This window comes from Spirochaetota bacterium (genome assembly GCA_035477215.1).
Classification (GTDB): domain Bacteria; phylum Spirochaetota; class UBA4802; order UBA4802; family UBA5368; genus MVZN01.
In genome coordinates this window covers 76,429-98,027 of sequence record DATIKU010000030.1, presented here as the reverse complement: position 1 = coordinate 98,027, position 21,599 = coordinate 76,429, and the positions used below count along the sequence as shown (strand labels likewise).

The window sequence follows — 21,599 nt, the reverse complement described above, 5'->3', positions numbered from 1 at the left end:
CATCCTGCGCCCCTTGTGCATCATGAACTCGATTGGAAACCGGTTGTACATGCCCATGACGGCCCTCCGCCTTTACCATAAAATAAACATGGCATGGTCGTTTAAAAATTAGGTATAATTCCCGTAAATGTACCGTGGTTTGTTATATTATCGTTTGGGACGCAACAACAAAGCCTTGACAGAAACCGCGAAAAATGCAGTATACACGACTCGATATCCATGGTTTGCTCTCCGGCTTTTCGGGTCTGCCGGATTCTGCCGGATGGGGCGCGCGGTTCAATTATTCAGGACGGGAATCAAATAATGGAATTAAAAAGACAACTTGGATTGTACACCGGTATCCTGATCATTGTCGCCGACATGATAGGAACGGGAATTTTCATGACAACCGGCAATGTTCTCGGAATGACCGGAGACGCGCGGCTGGTGCTGATTCTATGGGGACTCGGGGGGCTTGTGGCGCTTACAGGATCGCTCTGCTACGCAGAACTCTCGACAACCTGGCCGGACGTGGGAGGGGAGTATGTTTATCTTAAAAAGATTTTCGGCAAGTTGCCGGCGTTCCTTACGGGCTGGGTATCGCTCGTGGTCGGATTTTCGGCACCGGTAGCGGCGAGTTCGCTGCTTCTCATACAGTATGTAAACAATTTTGCGCAGACTGTGACAGGCACAGAGAGCGAGGCAGCGGGCCTGCTTTCAGGGCTGTGGACGCAGAAGGGGATCGCGGCGGCGCTGGTACTTTTTTTCGGGGTTCTTCATATTGTCGGGGTGAGGCGGGGAGGGTATTTCCAGAACTTCCTGACGGTTCTGAAAATAATACTGGTCATGGCGCTTATCGGTTTCGGATTCGCGATGGTTGACTGGGAGAACGCGGGCAGGCTCACGCAGCGGTACGGTACGACGGAGTCAGGACCTGGATTGCCCGTCACGGGGCTGGCCCTGCTCATTATCATGTTCGCATATTCAGGGTGGAACGGGGCCGCTTATATTGCGGGCGAGGTTAAAAATCCTGAAAAAAACCTGCCGCGTATTATGCTGTACGGGACTCTGATTACAACGGTTTTTTACATTCTCCTTAACATGGTATTTATTCTGGCGGCGCCGGGCGAGGCCATAATCGGCAGGGACGAGATTGGCGCAATCGCGGCGAAAGCGCTTTTCGGTCCGAATATCAGCGGATTCTTCACGCTGGGTATCGCCGTAGTATTGCTCTCGGCGATTTCGGCGCAGATAATGGTGGGGCCAAGGGTTTATTACGCGATGGCGCGCGACGGCATGATATTCAAGTCGCTGTCAGAGGTACATCCGCGATTCGAGACCCCGGCCCTGGCCATCTGCATACAGATAGCATTTACGGTGTTATATATTTTCACCGGTAGCGCAATGACACTGGTCATATATATGGGTTTCGCGCTGAATGTGTTTCCGGTGATGACGGTGATCGGCCTCATGATCATGCGCCGCAGGGAGCCGGGCCTGTCTCGACCGTATCGCGTACCGTTGTATCCGGTGGTACCGCTGATATATGTAACGCTCTCAATCGGCATGATGGCCGCGGCGCTCATGAACTGGACGACAACATCCCTTTTTGCCATGGCTGTGCTGGCCCTCGGAGTTCCCGTATTTTTCATATGGAGAAGGTTTTCCGGGGCCGAGGCGTCAGCGAAGTGACAGCATAAAACTGAAAGCGGGTTCAAGCTCCGATTGCCAGTAGGAGAAATCGTGCGCCGCATTTTCGGGGGCGCTGAGAACCACGGGCAATGACGGGTGTGCGTCCCTTAGAACGGTATAGAACATGTGCGTCTGCCCGTACGGCACGACGGCGTCTTTTTTACCGTGGCCGAGGTAGATCGGCATCTTCCATTCGGAAATACGGGCCAACGGATTGTCGACCGTCGTCCAGCGTTCGGGGAAACGATCATACGGGCCGTACATGGCGGCCATAAGCCTGTCGCGCTTCATCGCGGCCTGGTCAAAGTCGCCCGAGAGCGCCGCTCCGGCCCTGAAGAGCCCCGGGTTCTCCAGGCTGACAAGGGCGACGCCGCGGGCACCGGTTGACAGGCCGAGCAGATAATTGTTGCCGCCTTCGAGGAAGATGCCGTATTTTCTCATCCCGGGGATGAGAACCTCCCGTATCCACCTGCCGCCGGGGCTTGGTCCCCATTTCATGAGTGTTTCAGGATAATAGCGGGACTCGTAGAGGCTTTTAAGCATATCGGGGAAAACCATGCGCAGTCCGCGTTCTCTCGCGAGGAGCAGGATGGTGGTTTTGCTATGCCACTCCCTCCGCGAGAAATTCCATCCGGGAAGCACCAGTACGTCGCCCGCCCATCGCCCGCCCGGCGGCGGTATGAAAATATCAACAGGAACAGTCGCCGGAAGAGCCGCATCGAGCGAAGCCGGAAGCTCCACGGTCGTAAGCCCGGCATTCAGCGCGGTGAATGTCCGGTCGGGCCTTTCGGCGCACGCGGCGGCCGGCAAAAGCAGAAGCGCGGCGAGAACGAGCGTCCATAGGCGCCGGCCGCGAATGAAGTTATCGCCATTTTCGGGTAACGACACCGCTACTCCTTTTTAATGCGCTCGGCGAACATAAGGTTCGATTCGTTTTCCTTGAAATTGTAACCGTAGCTGAATGGAAGCGGTCCGGTGGAGTGCGTCTTTATCATATTATCCAGCTCGGTCTGGTAGCGATTCGCGAAGAGCGGCACCGGTTTGCTGTATGTGCCATGGAACGTTAGTTTCCAGGTATCGGTCGGGAAGTAGCGGAGTGCGGCCCCGGAATCATCTTGAAGAACATAATCGCTGTGGCCGAGCACGAGCGAGCGAATCTTCGTAAACTTGTCCTCATTGTGCATCAGATATGAGGCCGACTTGAGAATGGTGGCATACCGGCCATAGGTTTCGAGATACGGGATGAAATTGGTGTATATCTTGAGCGAATTGTCGATGACGTTGAGCTGGAAATAACGCACGCGCTTCAGCGGCGATGAGGAGTTCTTCCTGAAAAGGATCTCACTCCCGGCAACGGTCTTTCCGGTTTTTTTAAGAGGTGCGATGTCCGTGAGCGTGCCGTTATCGGCAATCCATACATTCTTGACCTCTATCACTTCGTAATCGCTGCGCGAAAGAAAGAAGAGTATTACGCTGATGATGCTGTTGAAGGAGTCGGTGCTGACTTCCTTTTCCATGCGAACGGTCTTAAAGTAATTGACGTTGAGCACATTGTCGAGCGCCACACTGAGGCCCGAGAGTCCGGCGTTCAGTCGCGCGGGCGGCTGGGCATGAGGATCGGGAACCCTGCCGGGTGATTCCAGGCCGAACAGGACGTATTCGGTGCCGTTTGGAAAGAAGGCGAGGGCGTTGAGGACGTCCGGGCCGCTGAACGGATAGAACACGGTATCGGTGTATTTTTTCGGGAGATGCTTTTCGCGCCATGCCTCAATCTTCTGTAAATTGGCGGTCTGAAGACGGTTCCAACTCGCGTCCATTCGACGGCGGTACGCCTGGTATTCCATTCCCTGGCTGTATGTATGAAGCGTGGAGGTAGTGGGTATCTCTTTACCGGCGAGGAAGAGTGAGGTTTCATCGAAACGGGCGTCGATTTTTAACGGGACCCGGACTGAAGAGGACCGATCACTGGCGTCGCCGGGCTCATGCACGGAACAGAGCAGAAACGAGGCGGCGACAGTCAGTGTGAATAAAAAAGGGCGCAGGCGGAGGAAAACGGCTGGCGCAATGGTTCGATTGGCGATTTTCATTGATTGAGTGTTGACTCCTTTTTAAATAATGACCAGATGGTCATCATTTTAAAAAAATCATGTCAAGGAGATTTTAAAAGACTGACGGATGGCCGCGACGTTTTGTTGTTGAAACACCACATCGAATTCGTTATGTTAAAAAATATTCAATGCTACGGGAGTGGCAGTCTTAATTCCGGATTTAATCAGACTCAAGGAGGGTTTTCGTGAAACAAGCTTTGATTTTACTTGCGGTGGTTTCAATGGCTTTATCGGGCTGCGAGTCCATGCAGAAAAAGACCGGCTGTGTCAATGGCGATTGCGCCAACGGGAAAGGCACGTTTATTTTCCCGGATGGTGCGCGATATGAGGGCGACTTTGTCAAGAGCGTTCAGCATGGCAGGGGAAACTACAGCTGGCCCGACGGAATGAAATATACGGGAGAATACCGTTACGGCAGAATCGATGGCATGGGCACGCTTACCTGGCCGGATGGTCGTAAGTACAGCGGCTCATTCAAGGAAAACGTCATGGATGGCAAAGGAGAGCTCATACAGGCGGACGGTTCGAAATACACCGGTGATTTCAGGCGAGGCGAATTCAACGGGAAGGGAACAATCGTATGGTCCGACGGAAAAAAGTATTCCGGCGATTTTAAGGACGGCACAATGCATGGTACGGGTATCATGTCGTATCCGGACGGAAGCGAGCTAAAGGGAACTTTTCTAAACGGGATTCTGGTGGAAAAGTAATAAAGGTATCCGGAACGGATCGGGATCTTCACCCTCTCGGCTTCCCTGATGGTATATGTTCCGCGTGGTGCGGGTGAGTCGTTTTTATTTTGACATTCCAAACGTGTGCTATATATATGTTAAGTTGTTGCTATTACATTGAAGGAGGCCGCGGCAATGTCGCGCCTGGTTCTTCATGTCGACATGGACGCGTTTTTTACTTCCATCGAACAGCTTGATAATCCTGAATATCGGGGAAAGCCCGTCGTGGTGGGCGCGGATCCGCGCGGCGGACGCGGCAGGGGGGTGGTTAGCGCAGCCTCGTACGAGGCGCGCGTATTCGGAATTCACTCGGCACTGCCCATATCCCGGGCATATCAACGATGCCCGGGCGCGATATTTCTTCCACCTCGATTCGAACGATACCAGGAATTATCGGACATTGTGATGAACGTGCTGGGGACCTTCACGCCGCTCGTCGAACCGATCAGCATCGATGAGGCCTTTCTTGATTGCACGGGGACGGAGGGGTTGTTCGGCAAACCAATGGAACTGGGAAACCGCATAAAGCGGGCGATACGCCGTGACACCGGTCTCACTGCGAGCGTCGGTATCGCCTCGAACAAGTCAGTTGCGAAGATTGCCTCGGACTTGCAAAAGCCCGACGGTCTGACCATATGCGAGCCGGGGCGCGAACGAGAGTTTCTGGCCCCATTGCCGGTCGGACGGTTATGGGGGGCGGGCAGGAAAACCGAAAGGGATCTCGAGTCGATGGGATATCACAGGGTCGGCGACATTTCCTCCGTTCCGCTGGCCCGCATGGAGAAACTGCTTGGGAAATGGGGTGAGCACCTGTGGCTGCTTGCCAACGGTATCGACGACAGGCCTGTCTGCGACGAGTATGAACGTAAATCGTACAGTGAGGAAACGACGTTTGAACGCGACGTCGACGACGCGGCGATCGTGGAACACGTCCTCTTCGGGATCGCCGACACTCTGTCGTACAAGCTTCGTTCGGAAGGCGTTAAGGGAAGAACCGTCACACTTAAAATACGCCTTGAGGGTTTCGAGACGCACACGAAAAGCCTGACGCTTCCAGAACACGTCAACGATATGGAGACCATACGGAATACGGCCGTTCGGCATTTCCGCGGGTTCGACCGAAAAGAAAAACGCGTACGCCTGGTGGGGATCAGGGTGTCGAACCTCGAGCGCGATGGGGAGCGGGAAGAATGCCAGCTGGACCTCTTCGAAGCTACCGAAAAAAACGGGGACCGTGACCATCGCGGGAAAGACGCCGAACGCGTTCTCGACAGCATGAGGGACCGTTTCGGGGGGAAGGTCACGCGGGCGACGCTCCTTCATCATCGTTCGAAAAACGAGTAAGAGCGGACCGTCCCTGCTTTCTGCTTGACCGGCTCTCCGGAACACCGTATCCTGCGTCCATTCCATCACCCTTGCGGTGAATATCCTCTCAGGGAAGGAACCCCATGCAGCAGAAAAAAACGCTCACCTTTTTCGAGGCCTCTTCTATCGTTACCGGTTTCGGCGTCGGAGGCGGCATAATGGCGGTACCGTACCTGGCATCGCTCACCGGCCTTTCGGTATTTTTCGTACTCCTCGTTTCGGCCTACCTTCTGAGCATGCTGATCCATTTAATGATCGCCGAGACGCTGATGCACGAGTCGTCGTCAAGCCAGCTGGTGGAGCTGTTCAGCCGGTATCTTTTCCGCGGCAAGGGCGGATTTATCTTTACCTGGGTATTCTTTGTTCTGATAATACTCGCGTTTTATGCGAACCTGTCGGCCTATCTCGCCGGGGGCGGCGAGATCATCGCCGAACTAACCGGCGCGCCCGTCTGGATCGGACACTGCATCACCTATGCGGTCGCGGCGGGGGTTGTTTTTTTCGGCCTGAAGGCGGTCGGTATCAGCGAGAAATATGCCGTCATCGCCATGCTCATCTGCGTGGGAGTTCTATCGGTTGCGACCCTCCTGAAACCATTCTCTCTCGACTTCGTCGTGAAAGGGACGATGAATGAGGGACTCGCCCTTTTCGGGATGATCATGTTCGCATTCTCGGCGCTTTTTTCGGTGCCCCAGGCCGTCGAGGGGCTGCACTGGAACCGCAAACTGGCGCCGAAGGCCGTTATCCTCGGCATGGGCATCAACCTTTTTATCACCCTGATAATAACCGTCATGGTTACGGGAATCTCGACCGAGGTGACGCGCGTGGCGATGATAGGGTGGGGCAGGGCGATCGGGGACTGGGCGTTCATCTTCGGAAACCTGTTCATCCTGCTCGCGCTTCTCACCTCCTACTGGGCCATATCATTCGCGCTCGCAGTAGTGTTTAACGAACGGCTGAAGCTTGGAGACCGCGTGTCGTGGCTGTGCGCGACGCTTCCCACGCTTGTCATCGTGCTTGCCCAATTCACCGATTTTATCGGCTTCATGGGGATAGCGGGGTCGGCGATCGCCCTTCTTGTGGCGATACTCGTGGTGCCGACGATGCGTGGCGCGCGAAAATACGGTGATGTTAAAAATCCGGAATGGACGCTTGGGTTTTTTGGGAATACGTTCTTCCAGGTCGGGGTGATCATCGGCTTTATCATCACCGCAATCGGGTCGGCGATAATTCCGTCAATCAGGTAGCGCGGGAGTCCGCACTCGCCGCTCCCGTTCGAAACGAATGGGGCCGTGCTCGTTTCGGCGGCCTCACGGCGGGGCCCCCGTCTTGTCTTTTCGGTTATTTTCCGAATCAATTTTGTAATCACGTGCGCGAATAAATCACCTCGCCGCCGACTATCGTTTTGAGCACCTTAATCGACAATATTTTATCAGGATCGACGCGTACGGGATTTTTATCCAGCACCACGAAGTCGGCCCGTTTGCCCGGGCTAATGCTTCCCTTTATATTTTCCTCGAACTGTGCGTATGCGGCGTTTATAGTATACATGCGGACGGCCTCCGCGGCGCTTACGCACTCCTGGGTCTCGAATCCTTCGCGGGTAACGCAGCACTGGATGGCGTGAAGAACGTCCGCCGACTCCACCGGCGTGTCCGAGGACCCGGCGAGCGGCACGCCCGCTTCCATGATGGATTTAAAGGGATATGTCCATTTTGCCCGTTCGGCGCCCAGGCGTTTGCGGAGCCAGAGCTTTTCGGAATGGATGAACATCGGCTGGGACGAGATGACAAGGCCCAGGCGTCTGACATCGGCGATCATGGCCTGATCGAGGATCGAGGCATGTTCGAGCCGATGCCTGTGGTCGGCACGGGGGTGGGCCGCCAGCAGGCGGTCGTAAAGGTCGATGCAGGCGCGGTTTGCGGCGTCACCGATTGCGTGGATGGCGAGTTGGAAGCCCGCCAGGTGGGCCGCCTCCATCCGACGATAGAGCTCGTCCTGGGAGATAACCAAGAAGCCTGACTTGTCGGGCTGATCTGTGAAGGGCTCGCGCATGAAGGCGGTGCAGGAGGCGAAGGTGCCGTCGGAGAAGAGCTTGATCGCGCCGATTCGGCGCACGGGGCCGGGACCATTGTGATGAAGCGGGGGCGTCATCATCAAGCGCACGCTTCCCGGATCGGGAGAGGCCATGATTCCGTACATGCTGATTGGGATGCGTTCCGCGAGCGCCTGCAGCACCGGTATGTCGAATGCGCCGATATCGCCGCCGGGACCCTCGTTGCCGGTCTGGAGTATGACTCCGGCCGAGGTGATGCCGTACGAGGCGAGTTTGCCGAAAGCGCCGGCGGATGCCTTGGAAAAATCGTCTTCGCCGGGAAGAGGAATTTTCCCGAGGATGAGCGCGACCGCGTACTCCCGAAAGGGGCCGGCCGGGTAGCCGTCATTCTCGCGGTCGATCACGCCGCCCGGAGGGTCCGCCGTCTCTGACGTAACGCTTCCCGCCTCGATCGCCCTGGTGTTCGCGATGAGCATATGGCCATCGTGCTTAACGACGATGGTCGGGATGTCGGGGCATGCGGCATCGAGGTCGAGGCGCGTCGGGAGTACCGGGTTCTCGAAATGCTGCTCGTCGAAGTTAAGGCCGATCACCCAGGCGCCTGGCGCCTTTCCGGCGGCCGCCGCGCGCAAAACCCGCTGGAGCTCGGGGAGGGAATGAATCGAAAACAGGTTGACGTTCATATCGAAATAGATCATGAGGACCGGGTGCATATGGGAATCGATGAAACCGGGAAGCATCGCCGCGCCCGCCAGATCGACGAGTTCCGGTTCCGGGCCAAGGAGGGCAGCGCACTCGGCGCGGATCCCCGTAGCGAGGATGACGCCGTCGCGCACCGCGACCGCATCGACCGTGGAAGTACGCTCGTCCACAGTGTAGATGTCGCCGTTGAAGTAGAGCCTGTCATTGTGTGCCATTCGGTGTCACTCCATTATTGTAGTGGTTTCCGCGGTCCTGTACTTTTCGAGCGCCGCCGGGTCGGGTTCGACGCCCCAGCCGGGGCCGCCGGGCAGTTTAGCGATACCGCCGGTGTAATCGATCGGGGATACGATAAGGTCGTTTTCGAGCATTGCATGGCCGAAGAGCTCCACCGCATGGCCGAGCGAGTGATATCGCGCGGCCGCAAGGTGCAGATGCATGGCCGACGCGATGCCGAGCGGCTGGTTATGGATCACCACGCCCATTCCGCGCGACCAGGCGAGCGCAATAGCGCGTAGCGCCATCGTAACACCGCCGGGACGCTCGGAATTAACGCCCAGTACGCGCACCGCGCCAAGCTCGGCGAGCGTTATAAAATCCCTCAGCGAAAAACATCCCTCGTGCGCCATGACGGGAACGGCGACCTGCCGCTGGACCTCGGCCATGCCGATATAATCCGCGGCGCGGACGGGCTGTTCGGCGAAATCGATCCGGTACGGCTCTATGGCCCGGATGGCCCGAACCGCGTCCGCCACGGAGTAGGCCTGGTTGTAATCGATCCGAAGGCGTATGTCGTTTCCGAGTGTCTCGCGAAACGAGCGGACCTTCTCGATGTCGTCGTTGATATTCATACCGAGCTTGAGCCGGAAACTGCGATAGCCCTCGTCGTAGAACATGCGGCCGATGCCAAGCATAGAAGCCGTATCCATAAGCGGGACAAGCGCGCAGAGCGGCAACTCCCGCGTGCACGCGCCTCCCATAAGCTCGCATGCCTCAACACCGGCCGTCCTCGCCGCAAGGTCGTAACAGGCCATGTCAAGAAGCCCTTTGGCCGCTTCGCAGCGCGCGACGTTCGATTCCATCCGGTGCATGATTTTCTCAACGTTGAAGGGACTTTCTCCGATCACGTATCTTGACAGCGAGGCCCGTATGATGTCGATGATCTGGCCCGGAGAAACGCCGGTTTCGGGGAGCCAGACGAACACCTCGCCCCAGCCGACACGTCCCTCGTTGTCGTGCAGGGCGCAGAGGACGAAATCGCCACCCAGCCATTCCTCTTCCGCGGGGATGGCCATGCCCAGTCCACCGGCGCCCTGCGCCATAAGATCGCGGACGTGCCGGTGAAACGGGACATGGAGCGCGGTAAGATCGATTCGTGTGATCCTGGTTTTTCCCATTCTGCTCTCCCGGCATGTTGCCGGTCATTCGACATGATGTTGGGATGTTGCGCGAATTTTAAAGTAAAAAACGCGAAACGCGATTTTTCGGCCCGGTGATGGGCTTGTTGTTAATAATCTATGGAATAGGGGAATTATGGTTTTACTTCGTTTAAACAGTGAAGTCCCGGCAAGCTGGAGCGGTCGGACAAATTTTCCTGTTATGGCCGTTTATGATTGACAAAATGTATACGTATTATACAATTTTATTGCAAAATAAACATACACTTTTATCACGGGGGGATATGAGCACGATCAATGTCGGAATAATAGGCTGCGGTCGCATTGCGGATCTTCACTATCCCGGCTATAAAAATAACCGGGACGCGAGAATCTACGCCATATCTGACTGCGACGATCCGACAACAGCCCGGAGAAAAAAAGAGTGGAAGGCCGAAAAGGCATACGCGGACTACCGCGATCTGCTTGCCGACCCCAAGGTGGACGCCGTCGAGATCCTCACCCCGCAGCTTCTTCACGAGGAGATGGTCCTCGAAGCGGCGCGCGCAGGCAAACACATCGCCATACAGAAACCAATGACGATCGACCTGCCGGGCGCTGACCGCATGATAGAGGCATCGGTAAAATCCGGAAAGATATTGCGTGTCACCGACAACTATCTTTTTTATCCGCCGATCGTCCTTGCGAAAAAAATGATCGATTCGGGGGAAATCGGCGATCCGAACAATATGCGCATCAAGTTCATCAGCGGCGGCAGCGGCGGCTGGGCTGTACCCGACTCATCATGGGCGTGGCGCTTGAAGGAGAGCATGGAGGGAAGGCCCATGCAGACCTTCGACCACGGCCATCACCTGTGGTCCGTGGCTTCCTTTCTGCAGGGAAAGGTCGAACGGGTCACGAGCTGGATCGATTCTTCGGACGGAGTGATAGATTCGCCGGCGGTCATCATGTGGAAGTGCGAGGGAGGCGCCCGGTACGGCACCTGCGATTACGCAAACGCGTCGGGCCTTCACATCCCGTCAAAATATTATGGGAACGATGAATGGTTCGAGATCACCGGGACCCGGGGTATAATCATGGTCCACCGCTGCACGGGAAACGTGCTTGGAGGGCCGCCGGTCAGTTTCTTCAACGGGAAGCGATGGAAGCATTTTGCCGGCGTGAAGTCGGACTATAGTGAGGGATTTATCGGCGCGACAAAAAACTTCATCGCGGCGATAAAGGGGGAGGAAGCGCCGCTCCTCTCGGGCGAAGGCGGGCGCGAGATACTGCGACTCGACCTTGCGATACAGCGATCGGCCACGCGCAGGCGTGAGGTATACGTCGATGAGATGGACTCCGCGTTTCCCGCTTTTTATTCATACAGGAGGAGGATGGCCGAGGTGCGCGCGAACCCCTATCGGAAAAAACGGTTTACATTCTTTTCCGGCGGCGATTACCCGGGGTATGCCAAACGAGCGGTGGAGCTCACCGAAGGGCTGATGGCCCGGTTCGACGAGCGTCGCGCCGAAGGGTGGAGTGCCGTGATCGGGCTGCGCCTGCTCGCTGACGGCGGCTCTCCCGAAGAACTCTTCGGCCTCGAGATTGATAACGGGAAGGCGCGCCTCACGCGCGGAACGATCCCGCGCGACGCCATTCTCGTGGTAAAAGTGCCGGCGGGAGTGTGGGCGGCCATACTTATGGGGAAAAAGCGCATCGAGATGGCGCTGATACAGGGCAAACTCAAACTGGAAGGCAGGGCGGAAGAGGGATTGAAACTGAGGAACGTTTTCAAGCTGTAGATTGGGGAGGGTGCGCGCTTTCGCCCGCATTCCGCGCAGGTCTCGCCACTTTCAAGCTACACGTGCATAACGGCCGTCGGCCCGGAGGTTGCGTCGATACGCCTCGAATTCGGGATAAGCGACGCGGCAATTGGCGATCGGGGATCGCGGAAGGAATTCGCATGCTCATTGCAGTCGTACTTAGTCTCGCGTTTGCGACATGGGGATCGCCATAAAAGGATACCGACTTCGCTAAATCTCAAAATGCCCGCCGGGTTCGATCAGGTTCGGATTAAAACGTCTCGTTGCATCAAGTGGACAAATTTCCCATCACAGGATGCCGTTTGAAATTTACGGAATAACTTCTTGCGCAAAATTGACTTTCCTCGAAACTGGTATTTCGAATTTAATTCAAAAAAACTAATGCGATAAAATGCCGCCGGCCGTAGGGGAAAAGCATGTCAAAAAAGCGCGTACTGATAGTTGAGGACGAAGCGCTCATTGCCGCGGATCTGGCGGCCCGTCTCGATAATCTCGGATATGAGGTTTCCGGTATCGCCGTAAGCGGGGAAGTGTCGCTGGAGTTGTCCGTAAGCACGAAGCCCGATATAGTGCTGATGGATATAACCCTCTCCGGTAAAATGAGCGGCATCCAGGCGGCGGAGGAGCTGTACGCCCGGCGCGGGATTCCGGTGGTCTATATTACTGCGCATGCGGACCCCGACACGCTTAAAAGCGCCCGCGAGACGGACCCTTACGGCATCTTAATGAAACCGATACGGGACCTGGACCTGTTCTCGGCCCTCGAAACGGCGATGCGGCGGCACTGCCTCGAAACGCGCCTGAAGGAGAGCGAGGAAAAATATCGCCGGATGGTGGAGGATATCAGCGATGTCATCTACGAGGTGGACCACGAAGGACTGGTGACCTATATCAGCCCCGCTATCGAGGCGATACTCGGTTATTCAACTGATGAGATCACAGGGGCGTCTTATCTGGGCTTTTTCCATGATGAGGACATCTCCCGCGTTAACAAAGATTTCGTCGAATCATTAGAGGGAAGATCCCGCCCGGGAGAGTATCGGGTCGTCACGAAGAGCGGCGATGTCCGCTGGGTAAGGATTTTCGACAACGTGGTGCGCGTTAACGGGAAGGCTGCAGGGTTACGCGGGGTACTCACCGATATAACCGATATCGTCGACTCCAGAGAATCGCTCCGTAAATCCGAGGAGAGGTACCGAATACTTTCGGAAATTGCCATCGACGCGGCGAGCAGTCTCCGGCTCAATTCCGACGGAAGTTTCGAGAGAGAGTGGACGGCGGGTAAATTTATTCAAACTATGGGCTATCCGCTCGATCGCCTTGGTTCCTTCGATTTATGGCTCGAAATAGTTCACCCCGACGATATACACCTTTTTAAAAAAGCGATACCAGAGCTATTGAAGGGCAATATCGGGACGGTGGAAGCAAGGATTTTCGCGGCCGATGGAAGCCTGAGGTGGATCAGGGACACGGTGTTTCCCTATTGGGACGAGAAAGAGCGGCGCGTGGTGCGACTGGTCAGCGCCGTGCAGGACATCACAGAGCGCAAAGTGGCGGAAACGGCGCTTGAGGCCGAAAAAGCGAGGCTGGCGGTTACGATACGGGATATTGCCGACGGCATTATTACCGTCGACCGCGAAGGGCGCGTGATTCTTTTCAATCCGGCCGCCGAATCGTTTACCGGCTGGTCCTCGGGCGAAGCCGAGGGCAGGCCAGTTGACGAGATTCTTACAATGATCGACGAACAGACGGACAACCCCGTACCGGACCCGTTCGGAGAAATGCCGGATAGAGAAAAAGGCGCGGGCTCATTGCGCAGGGCGAGCCTCATCGCACGGAACGGCGCCGCGAAAATCGTGGAATATTCGGCGACGACCCTTCGCGGGCGTTTCGACATGCCGGGCGGGGCGGTACTGGTGATTCGCGATATTACCGGGCGCGTGAGGCTCGAGGATGAGCTGCGGAAAGCGCAGAGGCTGGAATCGATAGGCGAGCTGGCAGGCGGTATTGCCCACGATTTCAACAACCTGTTGACCACCATTCTCGGGAATGTCTCCCTTGCGAAAGTCCGGTCGGACGAAAAGATGGAAACGTACCGTTATCTCGAAAACGCCGAAAGGGCGATAACGCAGGCGCGCGATCTCACCCGCCAGCTCCTCACCTTCGCGCGCGGAGGCGAACCGGTAAGGGAAAAGATTGAAATCGGTCCGCTTATCAGGGAAGCCGCCAATGTCTGCCTGGACGGCAGGGGCGTGCTCTGCGAATTCGATTTACCCGATGATCTTGGCGACGTAATGGCCGACAGTGGTCAGTTGATTCAGGTGATACAGAACCTCGCCATCAACGCGGAACAGGCCATGCCCGCAGGCGGCCTGGTGAGGTTCGCCGCGCAGCGGGTTAAAATCGGAGAGGGGGACGCATTTGCGCTCGCCCCCGGAGATTATATAAGGATATCCGTGGAGGATTCCGGAGTAGGCATACCGAGGATGTTGCGAGAGCGCGTGTTCGATCCGTATTTTTCTACCAAGCGGAAGGGGAGCGGCCTGGGGCTTGCGATTGTGTACTCGATAGTAAAAAAACACGGCGGGACCATTGTGCTGGATTCGGAAGAGGGTTCAGGTTCGAGGTTCAGTATTTACCTGCCTTCCGCCGGTTAAAAGCCCAAAAAGAAAACAACTCGAAGCGGACGGTCCCAAAGCCGGTTACTGGGGATAGCCGAGGAGCAGCGACGCGTCGATACCCGACTGTCGTACGATCTCCGCATAACTGTCGGCCTGCGGCCGTATGAGGTCGGACGGGCCGGATATTCCGATTGAAAAAAGCGCCTCCTTCCGGTGATTGAGGACCGGCGAGGCGAAACAGACGATACCCTTCTTGTATTCTCCGTCATCGATGGCAAGCCTGCGAGCGCGGACGGAGTCGAGAGAGCGCATCACCTCTTTGGCGGAACGCGGCGATTTTTCGGTATATCTGCGATATTCGGCGGCGGAAAGCGCGCTTTCGACGGTGTCCGCGTCTCTGAACGCGAGGAGTGCCCTGCCAAGTGCCGTGACCGTCGAGGGCTCGCGCATGCCGACGGATAGATTGAGCGAAATCGATTCCCTTGGCTGTTCAACGGCGACAAAGACCACCTCGGCGCCGTCCAGTATTGCCAGATGGGTGTTTTGCTTCGTCGACGCGAGGATCCGCCGCATGATGGGTCGTATGAGGCTTTCCAGATGCGACTGCTCACCATACAGGCCGGCATACTCCAGCATTCGGAAACCGAGCGAATAGCGCTTTGTGTCGGGGTCTTGAAACACAAAATTGTGCTTCGCCAGCGTGCTTAAGAGGCGAAAAACCGAGGACCGGTCAATCGAAAAGCTCTCCGAGATTTCGGTAAGCGAGAGCGGGCGTCCGGCCCGCGCGATCACTCCCATTATTTCGAGGCCGCGCTCGAGTGATTGTATTGTCGCGCCCATTTCGCACTATGCAATAATAGTGCATGCCCGATTGTCAACGAGAAATAGCGCGGAGAAAAAAAATAAATTAGTGTGAAATTGTTGACATAGATGCAATATAAATGTATATTACGCAAAACGCGGGCGGCGTTTTTAATAAACGGTCACACGCGCCAATCCCCCAATGTTAAGGGATATCTTACGCCCCTTCGACGATGGGGCGAATTTGAAAGAGGAACACTCATGCCGATCGTGGATATGAACAGTATACAGTCGGCGAAAGTCGATAAGCCGTTCGAGCGTGAGCTGAAGGTGATCATGTCGCCCGATACGGACGCGGCGGTGCAGGGATTTTCGCTCATCGAATCTATTCTCGCACCCAACGGGGGGTGCACCGATTTGCACGCGCATCCCGTTTCGGGCGAGCTCATGATCATCATGTCCGGAAGCGGCAGGGCCTGGATGGATGGAAAGGAATTTGAATTGAAGCCCGGTGTGGCGATGTACGCGCCTCCCGGGGTGGAACACAAGACGTTGAACACGGGAAGCGAACCGGTGCGCATCGCCTGCGTATTCGTGCCGGCGATCGATACATCGTACATCATGGAAAGCGTAAAGGCGGCAAAATCCGCGGGGGAAAAGAACAATGGATGACATGATGGATTCCTTCGCAGAGCGCTGCAGGGATCTCTCCGGGAGGGGTGCGCGCGCTGTGCCCGAACACGAGATGAAGGCCATGCTGGCCCGGCGTGGAGTGCCGGTCCCCAGAGGTATTCTCTGCGCTGAACGGAAAGAAGCGCTTGGCGCGGCGAAGACGCTCAGGTATCCGCTGGTGCTCAAACTCGCTTCGGACGGCGTGCTGCATAAGACCGAGCTCGGCGGAGTGCGCACCGGAGTAAGCTCCGAGGAAAAATTGCTCAAGAATTTCGACGAGATGCATGGCATGTTCGTTTCGAAAAAAGTACCGGGCTATCTCGGCATCCTTATCGAGGAGCAGGCCGAAAGCGGGATCGAAATCATAGTCGGTCTGCAGAACGACCCGGTATTCGGCCCGCTTATAATGGTGGGACTCGGCGGTGTCTTCACCGATCTATTGGAGGACGTCGCGTTCCGGGACCTGCCGGTGTCGCGCGGAGAGATCGAGGGGATGATTGCGGGCCTGAAAGGCCGCGCCCTGCTTGACGGCTACCGCGGCGCCGCGGCAATTAAAATGGAAGCGCTGGTCGACGCCGTCGTGCGTATCGCCGACCTCGGTATCGAAGCGGCGGAGCTGTACGAATCGGTCGACTTCAATCCCATCATCGCCACCGCCGCGGGCGTTTCGGTGGTCGACGCCAAGATGGTGCTCGTGAAGGAAGTTGCGGGAACAAAGGGGGAATACGAAAAACCGCGCACCGAAAGGCTCGCGTCTTTTTTCAAACCTGCTTCGGTCGCCGTGATGGGTGCGTCATCGACACCGGGCAAAATCGGCAATGTCATCCTCGATTCGCTCGTCAACTATGAGTATGCGGGGAAAGTGTATCCCATCAATCCCAATTCCGATTCGCTCATGGGCCTCAGGAGTTATCCCGAACTCGCAGCGCTCCCCGAAACGCCCGAGCTCGTGGTGGTCGTGGTGGACCTTGCGCGCATGCCTGAGATACTAGACGAGATGGCGCGCCTGGGCTGCCATAACGCCCTCATCGTTTCGGGAGGAGGCAAGGAGCTCGGCGGCGAGCGGGCGGAGCTGGAGCGCGAAATCGCACGAAAGGCACGCGCGCTCGACATACGGCTAATCGGCCCCAACTGCATCGGGTCGTTCGACGGTGCGAGCCGCTTCGACTCGTTCTTCCACAGCCACGAGCGCCTCGCGCGCCCGCCGGCGGGCCCCATGAGCTTCATCACTCAGAGCGGCACCTGGGGCTGCGTCTTTCTCGAGGAGGCGCGCATCACCGGCGTTTCGAAGATGGTGAGCTACGGCAACCGCGTTGACGTGGACGAGGGCGACCTCATCGCGCACCTCGCGGACGACGCCGAAACCAGGGTGATCGGAAGCTATATCGAGGGACTGGGGAACGGGAGAAAATTCATCGAGGCCTCATCGATGGCCGTGCGGGCGGGCAAGCCGGTGGTCGTCTTTAAGACGGGACGCAACAGGCAGTCGGCCCAGGCCTCGGTTTCGCACACTGGCGCCTTCGGCGGAAGCTACGAGGTGTACGAGGGCGTGATGCGCAGGCACGGAATCGTGCTCGCCGATTCGTTCCACGAGCTCTACGCCTCGTGCGAGGCGCTTGCGCTCCAGCCGCCGGCGCGGGGGAACAGGGCCGCAATGCTCTCGAACGGGGCGGGGCCCATGGTAAACGCGCTCGACCATTTTCCGCGTACGGGCCTCGAGCTTGTAACGCTCGGCCGCGACTCGGTAAAGGCCATGCGCGAGCATTTCAGCTTTTTTTATATAGTGGAGAATCCGGTCGACGTAACCGGCTCGGCCACGGCGGCCGACTACGAATACGTCATTAAAACTCTCATGGACGATGATAGAGTGGACATCATCATGCCCTTCTTCGTATTTCAGGACACGCCGCTCGATGAAAGCATCGTCGGGCGCATCGGCGCATTGAGCGCCACACGCGCAAAACCCATCGTCTGTTGCGCCGCAGGTGGCGGCTATACGGAAAGGATGTCCGACGCCCTTCGAAGTGCCGGCGTCCCCGTGTTCCCGGATGTCGCTCGCTGGGTGGCGGCGGCATCGGCGCTCGCCCAATGGGGACGGACGATTTGGAATCGTTGACATTTTAAATGGTTCGGTAAAACCAACAGAGGGGTACGGACATGGATAAACTGATAATAACGGCCGCCCTCACCGGCGGCATCCACGGCAAGGAAGCGAACCCGGCCCTGCCAGAGCAGCCCGACGAGATCATCCGCGAGGCCCTCCGTTGTTACGAGGCCGGCGCGGCCGTGGTCCATCTCCACGCGCGCGACGGGGCCGGGAAAGGAGTGGCCGATGCGCGCATATTCGCCGAGATGAACCAGGGCATCCGCGCGCGCTGCGACATCATCATACAGAACACAACGGGCGGCCCGGGACTTCCCATCAACGAGCGCATCACCAGCCTCGACGCCGGCCCGGAGATGGCCTCGCTCAACATGGGCTCGGTCGTCTTCTTCCACCAGGGGAAAGAGCTGCCCTTCATCAACCTCAGATTGGAGATCGAAGCCTTCGCGAAAGCGATGCTCGAGCGCGGCATCAAGCCCGAGATGGAGGTCTACAATCCATCGATGTTCGGCGAGATCGAAAACCTGATAAAACAGGGGCTGCTCGCCGCGCCGTATTACATCAACTTCGTAATGGGTGTCGGCGGCATGGGCGGCTATCCGGGGACACTGAAAAATCTCGCGATAATGATCGACCATCTGCCGCGGGGCTCGGTCTTCAATGTGTCCGGAATCGGCCGGGCCCAGTTGCCGATGAATACGATGGCGGTCCTCTCCGGCGGCCACGCGCGCACGGGCCTGGAGGATTGCGTAAACTACCGGAAGGGCGAGCCGGCAAAATCGAACGCACAACTCGTCGAGCGCATTGTCAGACTGGCGCGCGAGCTTGGAAGGGAGGTCGCGACCGCAGGCGAGGCAAGGGCGATACTGGGAATGAAGCGGTGATGGTTCCATGTCGTAGCGCCGGATCGTTTTTGTGCTGATGCGGTGAAATCACAACGGCCGTACGAGCGGCCCGGATACCGGGGAGGGTGCATCATGAAGATAGCGGTGATCAATGAAACGAGCGCGGGCGACCGCAATGCGGACGTTATGGCGGCGCTCGAGGGCAGGGGCCACGAGATCCTAAACGCCGGAATGACGAAGACCGGCGGACAGCCCGAGCTTACGTACATACACGCGGGCCTGCTCGCGGCCCTGTTGATTAACGCCGGCCGGGTCGATTACGTGGTCGGCGGCTGTGGAACGGGCCTTGGTTTTCTCAATTCGGTCGTGCAGTACCCCGGTATCGTATGCGGCCTGGTCGCCGATCCCATAGCGGCCTGGCTCTTTACCCAGATCAACGGCGGCAACTGCGTCTCGCTTCCCATGCTCTACCAGTTCGGCTGGGCGGGCGACGTCAACTTCAGATTCATATTCGACCGCATCTTCAGCGTCGAGCCCGGAGTCGGTTACCCCGCCCACCGCCAGGCCTCGCAGCGCGAGAGCCGAAAAACGCTTTTCGACATCTCAAAGCGAACGCATCATTCGATGGCCGAAATTCTCGGGCGACTCGATGCACAGATAGTAAAAACGGTCCTCTCGTTTCCGCGCGTGATGGAAACGCTCGACCCGGCCACGCTTGCCAACGGGGAACTGAGTAGCGCGATAAAGAAACTTGCATAGCTCCCCGGCGGTCCGGGGCATTGGCAATACCATACGACATGTTGTTTGGGGGAAAACGAGGCAATGATATGAACGAACGAATGAATCGTGCACGATTGATCGCTGAACACGGGTCCATATCCGCCGCCGTCGAGTCGCGGTCAATGCCGCAATTCCAGGATATTTCGCTCTCCGAAGCCCTCGTGCTGGGCCTCTATAACCAGGGAGTGAGGAAATATGTCGGGATATTCGGGCATGGCACGACCGACATCGCCGAGGTGCTGCGTGTTTACGAGGAAGAGGGGCTGGTAAAAACCTTCAACGTGCGTCACGAAACGGCCGCCGCTCACGCCGTGACGGCGCTGAAGATGCTGACCGGCGAGACCGCCGCGGTCATTACTTCCATCGGCCCGGGGGCCTTGCACGCGTTCGCCGGTTCGCTCTGCGCCGCGTCCAACGGTGTCGGAGTGTACCACATCTACGGCGACGAGACCACTCACGACGAAGGCTTCAACATGCAGCAGATTCCCCGAGACGAACAGTACCAGTTTTTGAAACTGACGGGAATCATGGGAAACGCGTACTCTCTTCAAGAGCCGCGTTCGATCTTTACCGCGCTCAGACGCGGGGCGGTTCATACAGGGCAAATTGGTTTCAGCGGTCCGTTTTTTCTGCTGGCACCGATGAACACCCAGCCGGTGATTATTAAAGACTGTAATGTTCTCGAATTTCCCGGAAGGTTCGAATCGAGCCCGCCGGCCTGTACGGATGCGGGCGTATTCGAACGGGCGAGCGCGCTGGCCGGGAGGGCGAAGCGCGTAACCATCAAGATCGGTCAGGGGGCGAGGGGCTGCGGACCGGAACTGGTCGAGCTCGCCGGGCTGCTCGACGCGGCCATCGTCGCCGGTCCGAGCGCCTCGGGCATCGTCCCCAATTCAGAGCCACGCTACATGACCGTCGGAGGGTCGAAGGGTTCGATCTCGGGCAACTACGCAATGAACGAGGCGGACCTCGCGGTGGTGGTCGGAGCGCGCGCGGTGTGCCAGTGGGACTGTTCGGGAACGGCCTGGAAAAAGGCCGATGCCGTAATTAATTTCAACATGGAACCACAGCACGCCGCACACTACAACCGTTCGGTCGCGGTTATCGGCGACGCCCGGCGCAACCTGCGCGCCTGGATCGATCACCTGAAAGCCGAAGGGTTCCGACCGGTCGACGGGAGCTCGGAATGGGCGGTGGCGGTCTTCGGCAAACGTGCTGAATGGGAGGCCTTCAGGCGTGCGCGCTACGACACGCCCGCGCTGTACGACGTGGTATGGAAAAAGGAAGTACTCACCCAGCCGGCCGCCATCAAGGCGGTCTGCGACTGGGCCGACGAAGCCGGCGCCGTCAAGCTCTTCGACGCCGGCGATGTGCAGGCCAACGCATTCCAGATTGTCGGGGACGAGCGCGAGGGACAGACGCTCACCGACACCGGCTCCTCGTTCATGGGTTTCGCCGCCTCGGCGGTGCTTGCCGCTGCAATGGCCGAGCGGCCGTTTTATCCGGTGGCCTTCTCCGGTGACGGCAGTTTCACGATGAATCCCCAAATACTCATCGACGGCATCGAGCACGGCGTGCGGGGATGCGTGGTGATCTTCGACAACCGGCGCATGGCAGCCATTTCGGGGCTGCAGAACGCGCAGTATTCAAAGACGTACAAAACGGCCGATTCGGTCGAAGTCGACTATGTCGCGATGGCGAATTCGGTGCGTGGCGTGCTAAGTATTTCCGGTGGGACATCGATAAGCGAGCTGCGTGCGGCGCTTGTGCGTGCGCGCGCGCATGACGGGCTTGCCGTTATTCATGTGCCCGTGTACTGCGGCGAGAACGAACTGGGCGGCATGGGCGTATTCGGCGACTGGAACGTGGGCGACTGGTGCGTTCGCGTGCAGGAGGAGCATCACCGTATCGGCCTGTAAGAGGCGATACTCTTAAACAATCACGGCC

Annotated in this window: 16 protein-coding genes; 11 read left to right on the top strand and 5 right to left on the bottom strand. The window is 57.5% G+C overall.

Features of this window, described 5'->3' with window-relative positions; all coding sequences use genetic code 11:
- Window positions 1-303: 303 nt before the first annotated feature.
- Complete coding sequence (locus VLM75_06405; GenBank protein ID HSV96552.1) at window positions 304-1,671, top strand: amino acid permease; 1,368 nt, start codon at window positions 304-306, stop codon at window positions 1,669-1,671.
- Here VLM75_06405 and VLM75_06400 read toward each other — a convergent pair.
- Window positions 1,660-2,559 (bottom strand): prolyl oligopeptidase family serine peptidase, encoded by a 900-nt coding sequence (locus VLM75_06400; GenBank protein HSV96551.1) that lies wholly within the window; start codon window positions 2,557-2,559, stop codon window positions 1,660-1,662. The genes VLM75_06405 and VLM75_06400 overlap by 12 nt on opposite strands.
- 2 nt (window positions 2,560-2,561) lie before the next feature.
- On the bottom strand, window positions 2,562-3,758 hold the full coding sequence (locus VLM75_06395; GenBank protein HSV96550.1) for a hypothetical protein: 1,197 nt from the start codon (window positions 3,756-3,758) through the stop codon (window positions 2,562-2,564).
- A 206-nt stretch (window positions 3,759-3,964) separates the two neighbouring features.
- Here VLM75_06395 and VLM75_06390 point away from each other — a divergent pair, with 206 nt between their 5' ends.
- The 3 genes from VLM75_06390 (at window position 3,965) to VLM75_06380 (ending at window position 7,122) form a co-directional block, all read left to right on the top strand.
- Window positions 3,965-4,489: a 2-isopropylmalate synthase gene (locus VLM75_06390; GenBank protein HSV96549.1), complete on the top strand. Its 525-nt coding sequence runs from the start codon at window positions 3,965-3,967 to the stop codon at window positions 4,487-4,489.
- 156 nt (window positions 4,490-4,645) lie between these two features.
- Complete coding sequence (dinB, locus tag VLM75_06385; protein HSV96548.1) at window positions 4,646-5,854, top strand: DNA polymerase IV; 1,209 nt, start codon at window positions 4,646-4,648, stop codon at window positions 5,852-5,854.
- 104 nt (window positions 5,855-5,958) lie between these two features.
- Window positions 5,959-7,122 (top strand): aromatic amino acid transport family protein, encoded by a 1,164-nt coding sequence (locus VLM75_06380; GenBank protein HSV96547.1) that lies wholly within the window; start codon window positions 5,959-5,961, stop codon window positions 7,120-7,122.
- Window positions 7,123-7,240: 118 nt separating this feature from the next.
- On the opposite strand, the gene VLM75_06375 is transcribed toward VLM75_06380, so the two are convergent.
- Together VLM75_06375 and VLM75_06370 are read right to left on the bottom strand one after the other, a co-directional pair.
- On the bottom strand, window positions 7,241-8,848 hold the full coding sequence (locus VLM75_06375) for an amidohydrolase family protein (GenBank protein HSV96546.1): 1,608 nt from the start codon (window positions 8,846-8,848) through the stop codon (window positions 7,241-7,243).
- A 6-nt stretch (window positions 8,849-8,854) separates the two neighbouring features.
- Window positions 8,855-10,027, bottom strand: coding sequence for a mandelate racemase/muconate lactonizing enzyme family protein (locus VLM75_06370; protein ID HSV96545.1), 1,173 nt, complete (start codon window positions 10,025-10,027; stop codon window positions 8,855-8,857).
- Window positions 10,028-10,311: 284 nt separating this feature from the next.
- On the opposite strand from VLM75_06370, the gene VLM75_06365 reads away from it, so the two are divergent.
- Together VLM75_06365 and VLM75_06360 are read left to right on the top strand one after the other, a co-directional pair.
- Window positions 10,312-11,808: a Gfo/Idh/MocA family oxidoreductase gene (locus VLM75_06365; protein ID HSV96544.1), complete on the top strand. Its 1,497-nt coding sequence runs from the start codon at window positions 10,312-10,314 to the stop codon at window positions 11,806-11,808.
- 437 nt (window positions 11,809-12,245) lie between these two features.
- Entirely contained in the window at window positions 12,246-14,486 is a 2,241-nt protein-coding gene (locus VLM75_06360; GenBank protein HSV96543.1) for a PAS domain S-box protein, read from the top strand.
- A 45-nt stretch (window positions 14,487-14,531) separates the two neighbouring features.
- Here VLM75_06360 and VLM75_06355 read toward each other — a convergent pair whose 3' ends face one another.
- Window positions 14,532-15,290 carry an IclR family transcriptional regulator gene (locus tag VLM75_06355; protein HSV96542.1) on the bottom strand — a complete coding sequence of 253 codons (759 nt, stop codon included), beginning with the start codon at window positions 15,288-15,290 and terminating at the stop codon, window positions 14,532-14,534.
- 222 nt (window positions 15,291-15,512) lie between these two features.
- Here VLM75_06355 and VLM75_06350 point away from each other — a divergent pair, with 222 nt between their 5' ends.
- The 5 genes from VLM75_06350 to VLM75_06330 all read left to right on the top strand — a co-directional run bounded on the left by VLM75_06350 (window position 15,513) and on the right by VLM75_06330 (window position 21,571).
- A complete protein-coding gene (locus VLM75_06350) occupies window positions 15,513-15,923 on the top strand; it encodes a cupin domain-containing protein (protein HSV96541.1) in 411 nt (136 codons plus the stop codon).
- On the top strand, window positions 15,916-18,039 hold the full coding sequence (locus VLM75_06345) for an acetate--CoA ligase family protein (protein ID HSV96540.1): 2,124 nt from the start codon (window positions 15,916-15,918) through the stop codon (window positions 18,037-18,039). Before VLM75_06350 ends, VLM75_06345 begins: the two co-directional genes overlap by 8 nt.
- 41 nt (window positions 18,040-18,080) lie before the next feature.
- On the top strand, window positions 18,081-18,911 hold the full coding sequence (locus VLM75_06340; protein ID HSV96539.1) for a 3-keto-5-aminohexanoate cleavage protein: 831 nt from the start codon (window positions 18,081-18,083) through the stop codon (window positions 18,909-18,911).
- A 93-nt stretch (window positions 18,912-19,004) separates the two neighbouring features.
- Window positions 19,005-19,631, top strand: coding sequence for an RpiB/LacA/LacB family sugar-phosphate isomerase (locus VLM75_06335; protein ID HSV96538.1), 627 nt, complete (start codon window positions 19,005-19,007; stop codon window positions 19,629-19,631).
- Window positions 19,632-19,699: 68 nt separating this feature from the next.
- Entirely contained in the window at window positions 19,700-21,571 is a 1,872-nt protein-coding gene (locus tag VLM75_06330; GenBank protein HSV96537.1) for a thiamine pyrophosphate-dependent enzyme, read from the top strand.
- Window positions 21,572-21,599: the final 28 nt, after the last annotated feature.

What these genes read in the sequence shown, in the direction of transcription:
- VLM75_06355 (HSV96542.1), bottom strand. Translation starts at nt 15,290, where the DNA reads ATGGGCGCGACAATACAATCACTCGAGCGCGGCCTCGAAATAATGGGA.
- VLM75_06340 (HSV96539.1), top strand. Translation starts at nt 18,081, where the DNA reads ATGGATAAACTGATAATAACGGCCGCCCTCACCGGCGGCATCCACGGC.
- VLM75_06380 (HSV96547.1), top strand. Translation starts at nt 5,959, where the DNA reads ATGCAGCAGAAAAAAACGCTCACCTTTTTCGAGGCCTCTTCTATCGTT.
- VLM75_06345 (HSV96540.1), top strand. Translation starts at nt 15,916, where the DNA reads ATGGATGACATGATGGATTCCTTCGCAGAGCGCTGCAGGGATCTCTCC.
- VLM75_06350 (HSV96541.1), top strand. Translation starts at nt 15,513, where the DNA reads ATGCCGATCGTGGATATGAACAGTATACAGTCGGCGAAAGTCGATAAG.
- VLM75_06370 (HSV96545.1), bottom strand. Translation starts at nt 10,027, where the DNA reads ATGGGAAAAACCAGGATCACACGAATCGATCTTACCGCGCTCCATGTC.
- VLM75_06360 (HSV96543.1), top strand. Translation starts at nt 12,246, where the DNA reads ATGTCAAAAAAGCGCGTACTGATAGTTGAGGACGAAGCGCTCATTGCC.
- VLM75_06375 (HSV96546.1), bottom strand. Translation starts at nt 8,848, where the DNA reads ATGGCACACAATGACAGGCTCTACTTCAACGGCGACATCTACACTGTG.
- VLM75_06365 (HSV96544.1), top strand. Translation starts at nt 10,312, where the DNA reads ATGAGCACGATCAATGTCGGAATAATAGGCTGCGGTCGCATTGCGGAT.
- VLM75_06405 (HSV96552.1), top strand. Translation starts at nt 304, where the DNA reads ATGGAATTAAAAAGACAACTTGGATTGTACACCGGTATCCTGATCATT.
- VLM75_06335 (HSV96538.1), top strand. Translation starts at nt 19,005, where the DNA reads ATGAAGATAGCGGTGATCAATGAAACGAGCGCGGGCGACCGCAATGCG.
- dinB (HSV96548.1), top strand. Translation starts at nt 4,646, where the DNA reads ATGTCGCGCCTGGTTCTTCATGTCGACATGGACGCGTTTTTTACTTCC.
- VLM75_06395 (HSV96550.1), bottom strand. Translation starts at nt 3,758, where the DNA reads ATGAAAATCGCCAATCGAACCATTGCGCCAGCCGTTTTCCTCCGCCTG.
- VLM75_06330 (HSV96537.1), top strand. Translation starts at nt 19,700, where the DNA reads ATGAACGAACGAATGAATCGTGCACGATTGATCGCTGAACACGGGTCC.